The sequence below is a fragment of the Pseudomonas glycinae genome (assembly GCF_001594225.2).
Taxonomy (GTDB): domain Bacteria; phylum Pseudomonadota; class Gammaproteobacteria; order Pseudomonadales; family Pseudomonadaceae; genus Aquipseudomonas; species Aquipseudomonas glycinae.
On sequence record NZ_CP014205.2, the window covers coordinates 4,335,184 to 4,350,983 of the forward strand.

At 59.0% G+C, this 15,800-nt stretch carries 20 protein-coding genes; 13 read left to right on the forward strand and 7 right to left on the reverse strand.

The window, feature by feature from the left end; translation table 11 throughout:
- The first annotated feature begins 21 nt into the window (after window positions 1-21).
- The 3 genes from AWU82_RS19725 (at window position 22) to AWU82_RS19735 (ending at window position 2,501) form a co-directional block, all read left to right on the forward strand.
- The gene (locus AWU82_RS19725) at window positions 22-1,398 is read left to right on the forward strand and encodes a sodium:solute symporter family protein (RefSeq protein ID WP_064383217.1); all 1,377 of its coding nucleotides are present in this window, start codon (window positions 22-24) and stop codon (window positions 1,396-1,398) included.
- Between the two features lie 84 nt (window positions 1,399-1,482).
- Complete coding sequence (locus AWU82_RS19730; RefSeq protein WP_064383215.1) at window positions 1,483-2,208, forward strand: MBL fold metallo-hydrolase; 726 nt, start codon at window positions 1,483-1,485, stop codon at window positions 2,206-2,208.
- Window positions 2,209-2,252: 44 nt separating this feature from the next.
- Entirely contained in the window at window positions 2,253-2,501 is a 249-nt protein-coding gene (locus AWU82_RS19735) for a phosphopantetheine-containing protein (RefSeq protein ID WP_039772540.1), read from the forward strand.
- A gap of 731 nt (window positions 2,502-3,232) precedes the next feature.
- Here AWU82_RS19735 and AWU82_RS29350 read toward each other — a convergent pair.
- Together AWU82_RS29350 and ptrR are read right to left on the reverse strand one after the other, a co-directional pair.
- Window positions 3,233-3,361, reverse strand: a complete 129-nt coding sequence (locus AWU82_RS29350; RefSeq protein ID WP_003184145.1) for a PA1414 family protein — start codon at window positions 3,359-3,361, stop codon at window positions 3,233-3,235.
- 142 nt (window positions 3,362-3,503) lie between these two features.
- Entirely contained in the window at window positions 3,504-4,397 is an 894-nt protein-coding gene (gene ptrR, locus AWU82_RS19740) for a putrescine utilization regulator PtrR (RefSeq protein ID WP_064383213.1), read from the reverse strand.
- Between the two features lie 104 nt (window positions 4,398-4,501).
- Here ptrR and AWU82_RS19745 point away from each other — a divergent pair, with 104 nt between their 5' ends.
- Window positions 4,502-5,683, forward strand: a complete 1,182-nt coding sequence (locus AWU82_RS19745) for an MFS transporter (protein WP_064383211.1) — start codon at window positions 4,502-4,504, stop codon at window positions 5,681-5,683.
- On the opposite strand, the gene AWU82_RS19750 is transcribed toward AWU82_RS19745, so the two are convergent.
- The 3 genes from AWU82_RS19750 to AWU82_RS19760 form a co-directional block, all read right to left on the reverse strand.
- Window positions 5,628-6,560, reverse strand: coding sequence for a DMT family transporter (locus tag AWU82_RS19750; RefSeq protein ID WP_064383209.1), 933 nt, complete (start codon window positions 6,558-6,560; stop codon window positions 5,628-5,630). The genes AWU82_RS19745 and AWU82_RS19750 overlap by 56 nt on opposite strands.
- 298 nt (window positions 6,561-6,858) lie before the next feature.
- Window positions 6,859-7,263 (reverse strand): DUF2177 family protein, encoded by a 405-nt coding sequence (locus AWU82_RS19755; protein WP_064383207.1) that lies wholly within the window; start codon window positions 7,261-7,263, stop codon window positions 6,859-6,861.
- A 45-nt stretch (window positions 7,264-7,308) separates the two neighbouring features.
- A complete protein-coding gene (locus tag AWU82_RS19760; RefSeq protein WP_064383204.1) occupies window positions 7,309-8,145 on the reverse strand; it encodes a CvfB family protein in 837 nt (278 codons plus the stop codon).
- Between the two features lie 351 nt (window positions 8,146-8,496).
- Between AWU82_RS19760 and AWU82_RS19765 the strand changes: the two genes are divergently transcribed.
- From AWU82_RS19765 to AWU82_RS19775, 3 genes are all read left to right on the forward strand, one after another.
- Window positions 8,497-8,685, forward strand: coding sequence for a PFL_1563 family small protein (locus tag AWU82_RS19765; RefSeq protein ID WP_016985943.1), 189 nt, complete (start codon window positions 8,497-8,499; stop codon window positions 8,683-8,685).
- A gap of 215 nt (window positions 8,686-8,900) precedes the next feature.
- Window positions 8,901-9,617 carry a TorF family putative porin gene (locus AWU82_RS19770; protein ID WP_064383203.1) on the forward strand — a complete coding sequence of 239 codons (717 nt, stop codon included), beginning with the start codon at window positions 8,901-8,903 and terminating at the stop codon, window positions 9,615-9,617.
- Window positions 9,618-9,694: 77 nt separating this feature from the next.
- A complete protein-coding gene (locus AWU82_RS19775) occupies window positions 9,695-10,564 on the forward strand; it encodes a DUF6279 family lipoprotein (protein ID WP_064383199.1) in 870 nt (289 codons plus the stop codon).
- A gap of 61 nt (window positions 10,565-10,625) precedes the next feature.
- Here the strand turns inward: AWU82_RS19775 and AWU82_RS19780 are convergent, their stop codons facing one another.
- Window positions 10,626-11,018, reverse strand: a complete 393-nt coding sequence (locus AWU82_RS19780) for a hypothetical protein (protein ID WP_064383197.1) — start codon at window positions 11,016-11,018, stop codon at window positions 10,626-10,628.
- Between the two features lie 177 nt (window positions 11,019-11,195).
- Here AWU82_RS19780 and AWU82_RS19785 point away from each other — a divergent pair, with 177 nt between their 5' ends.
- The 6 genes from AWU82_RS19785 to AWU82_RS19810 all read left to right on the forward strand — a co-directional run bounded on the left by AWU82_RS19785 (window position 11,196) and on the right by AWU82_RS19810 (window position 14,363).
- The gene (locus tag AWU82_RS19785) at window positions 11,196-11,930 is read left to right on the forward strand and encodes a DUF899 domain-containing protein (RefSeq protein WP_064383196.1); all 735 of its coding nucleotides are present in this window, start codon (window positions 11,196-11,198) and stop codon (window positions 11,928-11,930) included.
- 113 nt (window positions 11,931-12,043) lie between these two features.
- Window positions 12,044-12,214 (forward strand): YhfG family protein, encoded by a 171-nt coding sequence (locus tag AWU82_RS19790; RefSeq protein WP_007956564.1) that lies wholly within the window; start codon window positions 12,044-12,046, stop codon window positions 12,212-12,214.
- Window positions 12,211-12,546 carry a hypothetical protein gene (locus AWU82_RS19795; protein WP_084777054.1) on the forward strand — a complete coding sequence of 112 codons (336 nt, stop codon included), beginning with the start codon at window positions 12,211-12,213 and terminating at the stop codon, window positions 12,544-12,546. The genes AWU82_RS19790 and AWU82_RS19795 overlap by 4 nt, the downstream gene beginning before the upstream one ends.
- Window positions 12,547-12,642: 96 nt before the next feature.
- Window positions 12,643-12,918 carry a hypothetical protein gene (locus tag AWU82_RS19800; protein WP_011332969.1) on the forward strand — a complete coding sequence of 92 codons (276 nt, stop codon included), beginning with the start codon at window positions 12,643-12,645 and terminating at the stop codon, window positions 12,916-12,918.
- 249 nt (window positions 12,919-13,167) lie between these two features.
- On the forward strand, window positions 13,168-13,767 hold the full coding sequence (locus AWU82_RS19805; RefSeq protein ID WP_064383194.1) for a papain-like cysteine protease family protein: 600 nt from the start codon (window positions 13,168-13,170) through the stop codon (window positions 13,765-13,767).
- The gene (locus AWU82_RS19810) at window positions 13,764-14,363 is read left to right on the forward strand and encodes a hypothetical protein (protein ID WP_064383191.1); all 600 of its coding nucleotides are present in this window, start codon (window positions 13,764-13,766) and stop codon (window positions 14,361-14,363) included. Before AWU82_RS19805 ends, AWU82_RS19810 begins: the two co-directional genes overlap by 4 nt.
- Window positions 14,364-14,425: 62 nt before the next feature.
- Here AWU82_RS19810 and AWU82_RS19815 read toward each other — a convergent pair whose 3' ends face one another.
- Window positions 14,426-15,766, reverse strand: a complete 1,341-nt coding sequence (locus AWU82_RS19815) for a DEAD/DEAH box helicase (RefSeq protein ID WP_011332966.1) — start codon at window positions 15,764-15,766, stop codon at window positions 14,426-14,428.
- Window positions 15,767-15,800: the final 34 nt, after the last annotated feature.

The window sequence follows — 15,800 nt, forward strand, 5'->3', positions numbered from 1 at the left end:
GACAATCGGAGACACGCCATCATGGCTTTGGATTTATTCGTCGTCCTCATCTACGCCGCCGGCATGCTCTTGCTCGGCTACTTCGGCATGCGCAAGGCCAAGACCAACGAGGACTTCCTGGTGGCCGGGCGTAACCTCGGGCCAAGCCTGTACATGGGCACCATGGCCGCGACCGTTCTCGGTGGCGCGTCCACCGTCGGCACCGTGCGTCTGGGCTACGTGCACGGCATTTCCGGTTTCTGGCTGTGCGCGGCACTGGGTTGCGGCATCGTGGCGCTGAACCTGTTCCTGGCCAAGCCGCTGCTGAAACTGAAGATCTACACCGTTACCCAAGTGCTGGAAAAACGCTACAACCCGATGGCCCGCTCGGCGAGCGCGGCAATCATGCTGGCCTATGCACTGATGATCGGCGTGACCTCGATCCTCGCCATCGGCACCGTGCTGCAAGTGCTGTTCGGCCTGCCGTTCTGGGTCTCGGTACTGCTCGGCGGTGGCGTGGTGGTGTACTCGGCCATCGGCGGCATGTGGTCGCTGACCCTGACCGACATCGTCCAGTTCATCATCAAGACCGTTGGCCTGATGTTCATCCTGTTGCCGATCTGCCTGTACCGTGTCGGCGGCTGGGACGAACTGGTGCTGAAGCTGCCGGCTGCGGCATTCAATTTCACCACCATCGGCTGGGACACGATCATTACCTACTTCATGATCTACTTCTTCGGCATTCTGATCGGTCAGGACATCTGGCAACGGGTGTTCACCGTCAAGAACGAAAAAGTGGCTCAGTACGCCGGTAGCTTCGCGGGCATCTACTGCATCCTTTACGGTCTGGCCTGCGCCCTGATCGGCATGGCTGCACACGTGTTGATCCCGGATCTGGACAACGTCAACAACGCCTTCGCCGCAATCGTCAAATTGTCGCTGCCGGACGGTATCCGTGGTCTGGTGATCGCCGCTGCCCTGGCCGCGATGATGTCCACCGCCAGCGCCGGCCTGCTCGCCGCCGCCACCACCCTGACCGAAGACCTGCTGCCGAAACTGCGTGGCGGCAAACAGTCGAGCCTGGGGGTGAACCGTCTGTTCACCCTGCTGACCGGTGTGGTGGTGCTGGGCATCGCGCTGGTGGTCAACGACGTGATCAGCGCCCTGACCCTCGCTTACAACCTGCTGGTGGGCGGCATGCTGATCCCGCTGATCGGTGCGATCTTCTGGAAACGCGCGACCACCGCCGGCGCCATCGCCAGCATGGGCCTGGGTTTCGCCACGGCACTGCTGTTCATGTTCAAGGACGGTCTGGATGCCAACACCCCGATCTACTACAGCCTGGCTGTGGGTCTGGTGAGTTTTGTGGTGGTCAGCCTGTTTTCCCGTCGCCCTGCCCCGGTGGCCAGCGCGGTCTAAGCTCGCTATAACGACTTGATGCTTTCTTCGGCGGGTGTGGCGTCGGTTGCCACACCCGTTTTTTTCGTCTGGAGAAAATGCTTGATGAAGATTGTTTCTCGCGATCAGTGGTTCGAAGTGCAGCACCTGAGCGACGGCATTCGGCTGATTCACGAGCCGTTCATCCGCCCGTTCTACCGCTGCAACCTGTGGCATGTTCAGGGGCGGGACAAGGATTTGCTGCTCGACAGCGGTTCCGGACTGGTCAGCCTGCGCGAGCAACTGCCGTGGCTGACCGAGCGGCCGCTGGTGGCAGTAGCCAGTCATTGCCATTTCGATCACATCGCCGGACATCACGAATTTGCCGAACGGCTGGTACATCCGGCCGAGGCGGACATTCTGGCGGCGCCGGATGGTGAGAATGATCTGAGCCGGGCCTTCGTCGGCGACGACATGTTCGAAGCGCACCCGGATTGCCCGTTGTGCTACGCCGAATACCGGGTCAAGGCGGCGCCGGCCACCGGGTTTGTCGAGGATGGCGATGTGCTGGACCTGGGCAACCGCACGTTGCAGGTGCTGCACACGCCGGGGCATTCACCGGGCGGGATCAGCCTCTACGAAGCGGCCAGCGAAACCCTGTTCAGCGGCGACATCATTTACGACGGGCCGTTGATCGAGGACGCCTACCATTCCAACCTCGACGACTACGCCGCCAGCCTGCGGCGCTTGCAGGGGTTGAAGATCCGCACGGTGCATGGCGGGCACTTCGGCAGTTTTTCCGGAGAGCACCTGCGCGGGATGATTGACGAATGGTTGCGCCGGCACGCTTGAGGCCTGCTGTACTTCAGTCAGATCAACCACAATAAAAATCTGCCATGAGAAGAGCTGCCGTGCGTGCTGCCGTGCACCGCTTCATCCTGCGCCTGCTGGAAAATCGTGAATTCGACGACCACACCAGCCTTGCGCAACTGGGGCTGGAAAAAGCGGATATCGAGGATCTGATCTTCCATCTGGAAGATGAATTCGGACTGACGGCCTTCACCGCCGAAGAGGATCGGATGCTCAAGACTGCGAAAACCGTGAATGACCTGAGCCGGTTTCTGATGGAAATCGGGCGTCACTGAAAACAAAAGATCGCACCCGACCGCCACTCCATGAAATTGCGATCGGTTGTCGTACGCTTTTTTCTTGCTGAGCGCTCAGGCGACCGCTCGTCGAAACTGATATTTCTGACAGTAGCTGCCGAGTACAAGCTGACTCTACCTTTCAGTCGTGGAAGCCTCTCACTGAGAGAGGTTTCCCACCACATAAACAAATTGAAAGGTGAAAAAGATGGCTACTGTACATCCGCCTGCTGGGACAGTCCCTGCCAAGCTCGAAATTGGAGACACTGTAACGATCAATGGGTCTATGGCTGAATCCAGTAATGGTGCTGTCAGTGTGTATGCTCCACATCCAGAAGGAACGAGGGACATGAAATTCTCGCGAAGTTCGCCAAACACGTTTTCTTTTATAGTCGAACACGTCTCGGGCAACGTAAGTTATTACGTAAGATTTGCTGCGGGCAGCCCCTATTTCCCCGAAGCACACCTGGGCAACGCCGACGTTCAGTATCCAGGCAACACCTGAGTGTGAATTCGCTCATCCGGTCTCATTACGGATGAGCGCTCTTTATTGCTTTTACCGCAAAGTTTCTGTGCGAGATTAATGGCAAATGGTCGCGTTGATACACTTTGATGAAGGCCGATCAACATCGGACTCATTGAAAAAAATCGCACCCGACCGCCACTCCATGGAGCGACGACCGGGTGCGATCTTTTGTCGTTTAAAACCTTTGACCCTTCAAAGCGGGGCATTACCGCCGACGTGGCTGACGCCGACGCTGTTCGTCATCGGTGCGAATCGGGACCGGTTGCAGAGGCGGTTCGATCAAGCCGAGGGCAACACCCAAATCGTGCAGCCAGTTTTGAATTTTCTCTTTCATCGTCATGCCCCCTTCAGGGTGGTGCTGAGCGTCCGGAATTCTGAGGCCGCTTCGCACTGATAATAGTCCGAAGTCCTACGTAATGCTCGGCCAAATCCGCAATGATCTGTTACTGAATTGATCCAAATCCCTGACCGTTCGTTCAAGCCGTTTCCTGCACGTCTTCGCCAGCCACGGGATAGAGCGCCTGCTGCTGTTCGATCCACGCATTGAGGTTGGCGCCGACCATGCCCCGGCGCCACATGAGCCATGTTGTCGCACTGGCAAAAGGCTCGGCCAGCGGATGCACCGCCACGCTTTCGCGACCCGGCAGGCTGGCGAGCATCGACTCCGACATCAGCGCCACGCCGCTGCCGGCAATCACGCAGGCGAGCATGCCCTGATAGGACTCGATCTCCATCGCCCGGCCCATTGCCGCCTGATAATGCGCGAACCACGCTTCCAGCCGCGCGCGATAGGCGCAGCCATGACGGAAGGTGAACACCGCCCGACCTTCGACATCCCTGGCGCTGCGTATCGGCGGGTGATCGGCCTCGCTGATCAGCACCAGCCGTTCATTGCACAGCGGCACCCCGTCGATCCCGGCCAGTTGCGGCGGGCCGTCCACCAGCGCCGCATCGAGGCGACCGGTGAGCAGGCCTTCAAGCAGTTCACCACTGGGCCCGGACTGCACCTGAAGATTCACCGCCGGATACTGCTTGTGATACCGCGCCAGCAGTGCCGGCAAATGGATCGCGGCGGTGCTGTACAGCGTGCCGAGCACGAAATCCCCCGCCGGTTGCCCGCCCATCACCGCCGCACTGGCCTGATCGCGCAAGGCGAACAGTTTGCCGGTGTAGTCCAGCAGGACTTTTCCCGCAGGCGACAACTGCAAACGCTGACGTTCACGGACGAACAGTTCAACACCCAGTTGCTCCTCCAGCTGTTTGAGCCGGGTCGACAGGTTCGACGGCACGCGATGCAGACGCTCGGCGGCACGGGTGATCGAGCCCTCCTCCGCCACGGCCTGGAAGATCCGCAATTGGCTGAATTCCACAACCTTTCTCCCGAACTGAACAAGTTACTCACTATTATTCAATTTTAAAGAAAGTCAATCAGTCCTAGCCTGACGGTCATTGAACCTCCAACGGAATTCAGACCATGTCCCCGCTGATTCGCTTATCCGCCTGTTTCATTGCCCTGATGATGGCCATGGGCATCGGGCGTTTCGCCCTCACCCCGCAACTGCCGCACCTGCTCAGCGAAGGCCAGATCGACCTGACCGCCGCCGGTCTGATTGCGGCGGCCAACTACCTCGGTTACCTGCTCGGCGCGGTGGATGCGATGTTTTCCCGCCGGCCCGATCAGGTGCAGCGGCGCCTGCACGGCGGCCTGTGGTTGTGTGTGCTGCTGACGCTGGCGTCGTTCTGGGCCAACGGTTTCTGGTCGCATTTGCTGCTGCGTTTCGGCACCGGTGTCGCGAGCGCCTGGGTGCTGGTGATGATTACTGCGCTGAGTCAGCCGCTGGCTGCGGCGGCGGGTCGTCCACGGTTGGGCGCGCTGGTGTTTGCCGGGCCGGGGTTGGGAATTTTTCTGACGGGGTTGCTGGCGCTGTTCTCACATCTGGCGCAGCAGACTTCCGCTACCTTGTGGCTGATCTATGCCGCCGCGGCACTGCTGATGTTGCTGGGGATCGTACGGATCCTGCCGCAACCGGGTGTCGGTGTGCCGGCCACTCCGACTGCCGTGAGTTCGTCGAATCGCGGCATTGGGCGTTTGGCGGTGGTGTATGCCTTGTATGGCGTGGGCTACATCATCCCGGCCACGTTCCTGTCGCAGATGGCCAACGCGCAGTTTCACGGACAGTGGCAGGCCGATCTGTTCTGGCCGTGCTTCGGCCTCGGCGCGGCAATCGGGGTTCTGCTGGTGAGTTTGCGTCGGCACGATCCGGAAACCACCCGGCACTGGCTGATGGCGACGTTATGGCTGCAAGCCGCCGGTGTGTTCGCTTGCCTGCTGGGCAGCGGCCTCGGCCTGGCACTCGGTGTGATCCTGTGCGGCACGCCGTTCCTGGCCTGCATGCAACTGGTGATGCAACGCTCCCGGGAACTGGCGCCCCACGCCACCCAGCGCAACGCCGGCCTGCTCACCGCGTGCTTCGCCGTCGGTCAGCTCAGCGGGCCGTTGCTGGCGGCGGTCAGCAGCCATTTCAGCGGTGGCCTGCAACCGGCGCTGGTGATCGCCGGCAGCGGCCTGCTGATTGCCGGCGGTCTGGCGTGCAAATCCGTTACGGCTGACCGAGGGCTTTGCGCAGGCGCCGACGCACCCACTGTTCCGCGCTGACGAAGGTGATGCCGAGTAACACCAGCACGGCGCCGATGATGAAGTTCAGGCTCAGTTCTTCGCCGAGCAACACCACACCAAACGTGACGCCGAACAACGGCGTCATGAAGGAAAACACCGCGAGGTTGGCCGCCAGATAACGGCGCAGCAGCCAGAACCAGGTCAGGTAACTGAAGAACGACACCACCAGTCCCTGGAACAGCACGCTGCCCACGGCTACGACGGTCAGGCTGACGTGGGTGATCTGGCCGCTGAGCAGCGCGATCAGCAACAGGCCGATGAAGCCGACGATCAGTTGATAGAACAGGGTCAGCGTCACCGGCGCTTCCGACAGACGCGAAGCGCGCACCACCACGGTGGTCGCGCCCCAACTGGCACCGGCCAGCACGCCGAGGGCATCGCCCATCAACATCCGGCGGTCGAGGTTGTCCCACGACACGCCGCCGGCAAACGCCACGGCGATCCCGACGAATGCCATGAAGATCCCCAACCATTGCACCGGCCGCAAGCGCTCACTCGGCAACAGGAAATGCACGCCCAGCGCGGTGAAAATAGGCGCGGTGTAGAGGAACACCGACATGTGCGCCGCCGTGGTCAACTGCAAGCCTTCGGAGATGAACAGGAACTCCAGACCGAACAAGGCACCGGCCAGCAAGCCGCCGCGCCAAGTGTTGCCGACCTGATCCCAACCGCCCTTCCAGCAGATGAGCAACCCTACCAGCAACGCGGAAATTCCCGACCGCCCCGCCGCCTGCATTACCGGCGCAATGTCGGTCGCCGCCCACTTGATCATCACCTGCTGCACGCCCCAGATCAGGCACAGGCCGATCATCACTTGCAGGGCGAACCCGTCGGCACTGCGCCGACTGACGCTCACCTCGACACCTCGAACACACACGACATGGCAGCTTTTCCAATGGTCAAACAAAGCCCCGGCTCTTTGTCCGGGGCGAAAAAAAATAGTGAGGGGATTATTAACCAGTCAGCTCGAAAAAGCCGTCTGGAAAAGACATTTGATTCTCATGGAGCGTCAGAGCTGAATGGCTGACGGCTGCGCCGTCAATCGCTGGCAAGCCAGCTCCCACAAAGTCCTTGTCGTGCTCAGGTTTGCAGAAACTCCATATCACTTGTGGGAGCTGGCTTGCCAGCGATGGCGTCAGTTCAGGCGACCGAAATCAACGGACTGACCTACCAACCCGGCTGGTCACAAAAAATCCGACCGCACAGGCCAGCGCCGTGGCAAACGTCCCCCAGGCCCAATCCATCAGCGACACCTGTGCTGACCAGCCGCGCAAGGTCGCCCAGTTGGTCAGGTCATAAGTGCCATAAGCGACCAGCCCGAGCAGCGCTCCAAAACGAGCGGCGCGTTGCCAGGTCAGCGACGGCAACACCACAAACACCACGCAGCCGAAAACGTACAGGCAATAAAAAACCGCTGCCGGCACCAGCAACGGTTTTTCAAGCATCAACGAACCGAGCAGTTCGCGATAGGTCGGCGCCATCAACACGCCGAGCCAGAGCCCGTCGAGCAAAAGAAACGCCAGCAATGTGGCAACGTAGGCAATCAGCGCTTTTTTCATCTGCCCGACCTCAAGTAAGCCCATGCAACATGGGCCACGTCAGGCTCAGGTTAGTTCAATGCGATCGGCGTGAATGACAATCTGGCCGTTCTTGTACAACGAACCGATAGCCTTCTTGAAGTTGCCCTTGCTGACACCGAACAGGCTGCTGATCAGTGCCGGATCGCTCTTGTCGCTGACGGCCAGGGTGCCATCGTTTTCGCGCAACTTGGCGAGGATCTTCGAGTTCAGGCTGCTGGCCGCTTCCTGCCCTACCGGTTGCAGGCTCAGGCTGATCTTGCCGTCGGCGCGCACTTCCTTGATAAAGCCTTTCTCGCGCATGCCGGCCCGCATGAACTTGAAGATTTCATTCTTGTGAATCAAACCCCAGTGCTTGTTGTTGATGATCGCCTTGAAGCCCATGTCGGTGGCTTCGGCAACCAGCAGATCGACTTCCTGGCCCGCGCTGTAGTTGGCCGGGGTCTTGTCCAGATAACGATCCAGACGCGCGGTGGCGGTGATGCGGCGGGTGTGCTTGTCGAGGTAGACATGCACCACGCAGTACTCGCCGGCAGTCATCTGGCGTTTTTCTTCGGAGTAAGGCAGCAGCAGATCCTTCGGCAGGCCCCAATCGAGGAACACGCCGATGCTGTTGACTTCAACAACTTTCAAACTGGCAAATTCACCGACCTGAACTTTTGGTTTTTCAGTGGTGGCAATAAGTTTGTCATCGCTGTCCAGATAAATGAAAACATTGAGCCAGTCTTCATCTTCGCTGGGAATATCTTTGGGGATATAACGGTTGGGCAAAAGAATTTCGCCGTCCGCACCGCCGTCCAGATATAAACCGAAGTTAGTGTGTTTAACCACTTGCAAACTGTTGTAACGCCCGACTAAAGCCATTTCCAATACCCTCATTGCGTGGGCGGCATTCTACCCGGTTTTGCCGTGCTGGTTGGCCGTCCGATCGGCCGGCCGCGCGAAAATCTGTGGGAAGCCTTGATTTTCCTGGATTTCGCGTTGGATGGGCGCCGCTCGTCAGGCCAGCGTGATGGCTTTCACGCGCTCCCGACACCGCCGAACATCATGGAATCGCCTAAATGTTGTTAGTTAAAACAGCAGGTTAGCGAGATATTTCGAATAATTAATCGAGAATAATCCACCTGCAAGCCGGGTTATTCCGGGGGATATTTACCAAGCAATTGTCAAGTTATTCCTGTACGATGCCTGGCCGAGTTACTTTTCTATAGGTTAATGGCCGCCATGCGTGTAAAAGCATCCACCAGCAAAGCAAAGCCAGCTCCAGCCGTTGAAACCAGCGAATCGATCAACGATCAGATCGCGGCATTCCTCAAGTCCGGCGGCGAGATTCAGCAAATTGCCAAGGGCGTCAGCGGCCAGACGTTCGGCCCGTCCAAGCAGATCAGCCTGGGCAAGAAGTAACACCCCGCAGCACACCTGTCCAAAGGCGCTTTGAGCTTCGAAGCGTCTGGACCGGATCCCTCGCAAGACCTCTCTCGCGTTTAATCAAACATTCAAAACCGCAGAAATCGACGAACGGCCCTCGATGCCGATCATTCGCCGGTATCCTTGCACGCGTCTGGATCAAGCGTTTCAGCAGGTTTACCAGCCTGCGCTCGCTATTCAAGGAGTGACGCATGCTCAAACCCTTCTGTTTATTACTTGTAGGCCTGCTGGCGAGCCCAGCGGCGCATGCGCAGATTTTCCAGCGTGAGCTCGGCGACTTCGACCTCAAACTCGGCACCACGCCCAGCCGCAGCATGGCCCAAGGGCTGGTCAAGCCTTCGGCGGTCGGTTCGTTCCACGGCGGCCTGGACCTGAGCCACGACAGCGGCCTGTATGTCGGCCAGTACGCACCGAGCATGGGTCTCACGCCGGGGAAGAATCTCGAAATCGATTCCTACGTCGGCTTTAAACAACCTTTCGATCAAACCCTCGGCTACGAAGTCGGGATGATCCATTACAGCTATCCCAAGGTCGACACCCTCGACAGCCAGGAACTGTTCGGTGGCCTGACCCTGCTCGGCAGCCGGATCGGCATCGCCCTGAGCAACGATCCCGATAAACAGAACAACACCCTGTTTGCCGACCTGGGCGGCAATCAGCCGTTCGGCATAGGGATCAGCATGAAATACACCACCCATCAGCTCAACACGCCGGTCTCGGTGGACGGCGGTTATGTGAGCAGTTTTACCGATTGGTCGGTGAAACTTTCCCGGCCGTTCATGGGCATCGATCTTGACCTGATCTACAGCAATTCGAGCCTCAGCGGCAGCGATTGCTCGGCCTATTCCGGGCATAACAGTCAGTGCGACGGACTGGTCACACTCAAGGCCGAACGCCCGTTCTTTTGATTGGCTGAACTGCCGGGCCCCTCCTGTGTTCAGATGAGAATCAGACCCTCAAGGCTGGCTTTCGCAAGGATTCGCCCATGTCTAGCTGGTTCCAACGCCTCGCCGTTCTACTGATCCTGACCCTCGCCCTCGGCGCTTGCAGCCGCGTCGGCCTGGCCTATCGCAATCTCGATGTGATCATTCCGTGGACGCTCAGCGACTACCTGGACATGAACGGCGAGCAGAAAGGCTGGTTCAACGAACGCCTCAGGGAACACCTGAGCTGGCACTGCACCACACAGTTACCGGGTTATCTGGACTGGCTCGATCGCCTTCAAACCATGGTCGAGACCAATCAGGTCACCGACGCCGCACTTCAGGCCCGCACCGCAGAGGCCAAGCAGGCAATCGCCGAAACCGCCCGGGAAATCACCCCGTCGGCGATTGAATTGCTGCAAGGCCTGGATGATCGGCAGGTCGCTGAAATGAACGACGCCTTTGCCAAAGACCTGCAAAAGCGCGAGCAGGAATACCTCAAGCCTCCGCTGTCGCAGCAGATTGCCGAACGTGGCGCGCGCATGGACAAGCGTCTCAACGATTGGCTCGGCCCGTTGAGCGCGAAGCAGGAACAGCGGGTGATGGCCTGGTCGACCGCTCTGGGCGATCAGAACACCCAGTGGATTGCCAACCGTGCTCACTGGCAGAAGCAGTTCAGCGCGGCGGTGGCGCAACGCAAAAGTCCTGAATTCCCACAGCGGATCGAGACGCTTCTGGTCAATCGCGAACGTTTATGGACAGCGGATTACCAAAAGGCCTACGCCAATACCGAAGCGCAGGCCCGTTCGCTGTTCGTTGATCTAATGGCTGACAGCACCCCGCAGCAACGCCAGCGCCTGTTGAAAAAGATTGAGGGGGTGCGCAAGGATTTCAATGACTTGAAGTGCCTGAAGGCCGCACAAAAAAGCTGAGATCACTGAAAAACCCATGTGGGAGCGAGCAAAATCGCTCCCACATTTTTTGTGCAAAGCCTCAGGCTATCTGCGCTTTGGAGGCCACCTCATCGAATGTCAGCTCATCCAGCGCATCTTCCTGCTCATCGAGCACCTGACGCGGATGATCGTTGCCGGGAATGCTGCTGTCGATCAGGCTCAACAGGCTGGAGCCACGCGGGGTCAGGCTGAAGTTGTTGCCGGTACTGCCCTCGTCTTCGCCACGGGGCTGAATGTAACCGCGCAACAACAGCAATTGCTCATAGTCGCAGGCCAGCGTTTTCAGGTGATCCAGATTCTCGATCGCCTCGCCCGCCGCCGCTTTCTCCGCCGCATAGTCTTCGGCGAATGACCGTGGCGCGAAGCTGTGGCCCGCGCCGTTCTGCACTTCATGCAGCAGGCGCTCAATCAAATCCCAGTTATAAGTCGTCATCCTGATTCAACCTCCGGTGCGCGTGATTTTTTGGCGCGTTCACAGGTTGTGACCGGAGCGTGGCGTCACCGTTCAGGATTATTCGGCGCCCCGACCGACCGGCGGTCTGTCGATTTCCCGAGTGGTTGAACGACTAGTCTGAGACAGACGGTTTCAACCCCCGCAGGAGAAATCATCATGAACGTTGAGAATCATCCGGTGGTGTCGCGCGAAGCATGGCTCGCCGCCCGCAAGCAGCATCTGGCCGATGAAAAAGCCTTCACCAGGGAACGCGACCGCCTCAGCGCCAAACGCCGCGCCCTGCCCTGGGTGAAGGTCGACGAGGATTACCGCTTCATGGGACCGAACGGCGAATTGAAACTCGTCGATCTGTTCGGTAACCACAGCCAACTCGTCGTTTACCACTTCATGTTTGCCAAGGGCTGGGAGGAAGGCTGCCCGGGCTGTTCATTCCTCAGCGACCACATCGACGGCGCCAACCTGCACCTGGCCCATCACGACATTGCGCTGGTGGCGGTGTCCCACGCACCGTTCGCCGAATTCCAGGCGTTCAAGCGCCGGATGGGCTGGAAATTCAAATGGGTGTCGTCCAACGGTTGCGATTTCAACTACGACTTTGGCGTGTGCGCCCGCGCTGAGGATGTCGAAGCAGGCAAGGCTACGTACAACTACGAAAAGACCGACAGCGCCGAGGAAGAAATGCCGGGGCTGAGCGTGTTTTATCGCGCCGACAACGGCGACATTTTCCACACCTACTCAACGTACGCCCGAGGTCTGGACATGCTGGTCGGTGCGTACAACTTTCTCGACCTTACGCCCAAGGGCCGGAACGAGGACGAGATCATGGAATGGGTGCGGCATCATGATCGCTACGACGGCGCCGCAAAATCCAGTTGCTGCCGTGATGGGTAGCCCGTCAGCGTGGACGGGTTCAATGGTGCCGCAGGATGTGCGATGCTAGGTCGAACGAGCCGACACGGCTTCGTTCGACTATAATTGGCACATTCCCGCATCAAGAGGCCGATATGGAAAAGCTGAGTCTGCAAACCAAGAAAGCCTGGTTCGCGAAGCAACGCAGAGCCAATTTCGCGGCCAGCCTGCGCCTGGAAGGCTTTGTTCCATCTCCCACTGATGGCGATATCAAACTTCCCACAAGGGCCGCTGCTTTGAGAGCGGTCCAGCTCTTGAAAGCTTGAGCAACGATAAATACGGTTCTGACCAAGCCCCGGATTGTTATCCGGGCACTGATGTTCTTGTCAATTTGCTCGACTTGCGCAATGCCGAAGACCTAGATGAAGCAGAACGCTACATCAATGAAGTCGCCTCTGCGCGTTTGGAATTCATTCCTCCTCCCTACAGCCTTGCAACTTTAAAACGAGTGCACCGCACCTTGTTTGAAGCGATCTATCCATGCGATCAAGACGAATGGATCAAGGCGTGTATTCACTCCTACCACGGTGATGACGATCTTCTTGTCGATGTATTCAACCGATGCATAGGCATTTCAATTGCCGACGTCGACATTTGACAAAGGCATCACCCCAACGCTAGTCGCAGTGAACTTTTCGCTGGCCAAAACCCTCAACCGGGTAACCCGCCTTAACCGGAACTGAGGCCTGCCCCCATGAAAAACCTGCTCAAGCTCACCCTCGCCGCCACGCTTGCCTGCGCCCTGCCCGTCTGGGCCTGTACGCCGGAAGAAGCCACCGCCAAACGCGAGCAACTGGCCAAGGAAGTCGCGAAGCTCACTGAGCAAAACCCGACCAAGGCCAAGGAGATCAATGCCGAGTTGCAGAAAATGGATCTGGGTACGGCCTCCGCCGATCTGCCGGACAAATGCCAGTTGATTGATCAGCGCTTGAAGGAACTGGGTTCGGCCGAGAAGAAAACCGAGGGATAGCACCCGCGCAGACAACGGCAGGCTTTGGCATCGATCAGGCTGGATCGATACCAGAGCCTGCTTTCTTTTGTCCGGAAACTTGCATTAGTGCATTTTGTTATTTGCACAAATGCATATTCACACCTAGGGTTACCCCGAGCCTGATCGGAACCGGCCATCGGAGATGGCAACCCTTTAGCACTGATCGCTCGGCAATACCGTTATCCCGCAAACGCGGAACGTTTGTTTTCATTCATGGAGGATTGAAAAATGTTAACCACTGAAACAACGGCATTCACCGGCAACACCCTGCCCGAATGTCTGATCGGCCATCTGCTCGACCCGCAACTGGTCGAGGTCGAAGCGGCTGCACAAAACCGTGCCTTGGCGGCCGCCAGCCTGAACTTCACCATGCAGCAACAGACCCAGACCAACTGGTGCTGGGCTGCGGCTTCCGCCTCGGTCGGCAATTATTACGGCACCGGGTCGTGGACCCAATGCGCCGTTGCCAGCGCCGCGCTGGATCGCAACTGCTGCAATCAACCGGGGCCGTGCAACGTGTATGGCTATCTCGACGTTGCGCTGAAAATCACCCGCAGTTTCAACGGCATGAATTCGGGCTCGCTGCAAATGTCGGCCATCCAGAACCAGATCAACATGGGTCGCCCCGTCGGCCTGCGCTGTGCCTGGTACGGCGGCGGAGCGCACTTTCTGGCGATCTACGGCACCAACGGCAATTACGTGCTGGTCGCGGATTCGATTTACGGCTATTCGACCCGCGCGCTGAATTCCTTCCCCGGTTCCTACAACGGTGGCGGCAACTGGACCCACACTTACTTCACGGCGAAAAACCAGGGGGCGGCATCATGAAACTGACTTATCCAAAAGCGCCTTCCAACGGCGTACAGACCTTGCGTCCGGCCCTGCAGGCCGCGTTGCAGACCCAGGGCTTCGGCGTCAATCGCCAGTTCGCCAGTGCTGCGCCTGCCGGGATCAGCCTAAGCGAGGCCTATCGCGGCTACTCGCTCAGTCTGGACGACCTGAGCCAGGGCAAAGGCCTGAAAAACGCCCGAGTGGGTGACTGGCATTACCTGGTGTTTTCCGGCGGGGTATCGATTGCCGATGCGCAATTGGCCGAAGTACGCGGTCACGTCGAGTTCGCCTCGTTGAACCACGGCAACCTGGCGAGCGCCACGGTCGATGCGCTGAAACTGGCGGAGCAATCGCCGCAACTGAAAGGCAAAACCGTTGAGCTGCGGATGCTGTTTGTGTCGGCGCTGCACCTTGTGGCGATCTGGCTGCACGCGGCGGGTGAAGACGTGCTGATCCCGATCGAGCCAACCCCCAAGGAACTGGCACTGACCGGGCTGTACAGCGAGGCCGCCCTGTTCGCACAGCTCAAACCGGCAGCCGATCAGGCCAAGCGGCGTTTTGATGCCGACACCACTGGCCTGCTGGGCAGTTGATAAACGCTGGCAATAAAAAACCCGGACCATGTCCGGGTTTTTCTTTGCCTGCCTGAAACGGCTTATTCCGCCGCTGGCGCTGCCGGTTTGCGGCGTTTCAGCGGGGCCATGCCATCGCTGCTCACCAGAGCGTCCGGCTTCGGACGGTTGGCGCTCTTGCGTTTGGTCGGGGTCTTGGCGGCGGTTTTCTTCTTGTCGCCCTTGGCATCGGTCTTTTTCTTCTTCACGCCGACAGCCTTGCCCGAGGCCTTGACCTTTTTCGGTCCGCCGTAGGTGCCTTTGACTTCCTTGATGGTGCGGCGCTCGAAGCTCTGCTTCAGATAACGCTCGATGCTCGACATCAGGTTCCAGTCGCCGTGGCAGATCAGCGAGATCGCCAGACCGTCGTTGCCGGCACGGCCGGTACGACCGATGCGGTGCACGTATTCGTCGCCGCTGCGCGGCATGTCGAAGTTGATCACCAGATCCAGGCCGTCAACGTCCAGACCACGGGCCGCCACGTCGGTGGCCACCAGGATCTTCACGCCGCCCTGCTTCAGACGGTCGATCGCCAGCTTGCGATCCTTCTGGTCTTTCTCGCCGTGCAGCACGAACGCCTTGTATTCCTGGGCGACGAGGCGACCGTAGATGCGGTCGGCCATGGCCCGGGTATTGGTGAAGACGATGGCCTTCTGATAGGTCTCGTTGGCCAGCAGCCAGTTGACGATCTGTTCTTTGTGCTGGTTGTGGTCGGCGGTGATGATCTGCTGACGGGTGGTGTCGTTCAGTTGGCTGACCGCATTGAGCTGCAGGTGCTCAGGGTTGTTCAGCACCTTGGCGATCATCTCGCGCAGGCCGGAACCACCAGTGGTGGCGGAAAACAGCATGGTCTGCTGACGGTTCGGGCATTCGTCGACCAGACGCTGCACGTCTTCGGCGAAACCCATGTCGAGCATGCGGTCGGCTTCGTCGAGCACCAGCACTTCGACTTCTTTCAGGTCGAGGTTGCCGGCGTTCAGTTGCTCGATCATCCGGCCCGGGGTACCGATCAGGATGTCCGGCACCTTGCGCAGCATGGCGGCCTGGACCTTGAAGTCTTCACCGCCGGTGATCAGGCCGGACTTGATGAAAGTGAACTGCGAAAAGCGCTCGACTTCCTTCAGGGTCTGCTGGGCCAGCTCGCGGGTCGGCAGCAGGATCAGGGTCTTGATGCTGACGCGAACCTTGGCCGGGCCGATCAGGCGGTTGAGGATCGGCAGGACGAAAGCGGCGGTCTTGCCGCTACCGGTTTGCGCCGTCACCCGCAGGTCACGCCCCTGAAGCGCCAGCGGAATGGCCGCGGCTTGCACAGGCGTTGGCTCGACAAATTTCAGCTCGGCCACGGCTTTGAGCAGGCGTTCGTGCAGGGCGAATTGGGAAAACACGGGTGCTACCTCGAAGATATGCAAAAAATCAGCT

What these genes read in the sequence shown, in the direction of transcription:
- AWU82_RS19800 (WP_011332969.1), top strand. Translation starts at nt 12,643, where the DNA reads ATGAAAAACCTGCTCAAGCTCACCCTCGCCGCCACGCTTGCCTGCGCC.
- AWU82_RS29350 (WP_003184145.1), bottom strand. Translation starts at nt 3,361, where the DNA reads ATGAAAGAGAAAATTCAAAACTGGCTGCACGATTTGGGTGTTGCCCTC.
- AWU82_RS19770 (WP_064383203.1), top strand. Translation starts at nt 8,901, where the DNA reads ATGCTCAAACCCTTCTGTTTATTACTTGTAGGCCTGCTGGCGAGCCCA.
- AWU82_RS19725 (WP_064383217.1), top strand. Translation starts at nt 22, where the DNA reads ATGGCTTTGGATTTATTCGTCGTCCTCATCTACGCCGCCGGCATGCTC.
- AWU82_RS19765 (WP_016985943.1), top strand. Translation starts at nt 8,497, where the DNA reads ATGGCCGCCATGCGTGTAAAAGCATCCACCAGCAAAGCAAAGCCAGCT.
- AWU82_RS19755 (WP_064383207.1), bottom strand. Translation starts at nt 7,263, where the DNA reads ATGAAAAAAGCGCTGATTGCCTACGTTGCCACATTGCTGGCGTTTCTT.
- AWU82_RS19810 (WP_064383191.1), top strand. Translation starts at nt 13,764, where the DNA reads ATGAAACTGACTTATCCAAAAGCGCCTTCCAACGGCGTACAGACCTTG.
- AWU82_RS19785 (WP_064383196.1), top strand. Translation starts at nt 11,196, where the DNA reads ATGAACGTTGAGAATCATCCGGTGGTGTCGCGCGAAGCATGGCTCGCC.
- AWU82_RS19745 (WP_064383211.1), top strand. Translation starts at nt 4,502, where the DNA reads ATGTCCCCGCTGATTCGCTTATCCGCCTGTTTCATTGCCCTGATGATG.
- AWU82_RS19775 (WP_064383199.1), top strand. Translation starts at nt 9,695, where the DNA reads ATGTCTAGCTGGTTCCAACGCCTCGCCGTTCTACTGATCCTGACCCTC.
- AWU82_RS19730 (WP_064383215.1), top strand. Translation starts at nt 1,483, where the DNA reads ATGAAGATTGTTTCTCGCGATCAGTGGTTCGAAGTGCAGCACCTGAGC.
- AWU82_RS19805 (WP_064383194.1), top strand. Translation starts at nt 13,168, where the DNA reads ATGTTAACCACTGAAACAACGGCATTCACCGGCAACACCCTGCCCGAA.
- AWU82_RS19790 (WP_007956564.1), top strand. Translation starts at nt 12,044, where the DNA reads ATGGAAAAGCTGAGTCTGCAAACCAAGAAAGCCTGGTTCGCGAAGCAA.
- AWU82_RS19780 (WP_064383197.1), bottom strand. Translation starts at nt 11,018, where the DNA reads ATGACGACTTATAACTGGGATTTGATTGAGCGCCTGCTGCATGAAGTG.
- AWU82_RS19760 (WP_064383204.1), bottom strand. Translation starts at nt 8,145, where the DNA reads ATGGCTTTAGTCGGGCGTTACAACAGTTTGCAAGTGGTTAAACACACT.
- AWU82_RS19735 (WP_039772540.1), top strand. Translation starts at nt 2,253, where the DNA reads ATGAGAAGAGCTGCCGTGCGTGCTGCCGTGCACCGCTTCATCCTGCGC.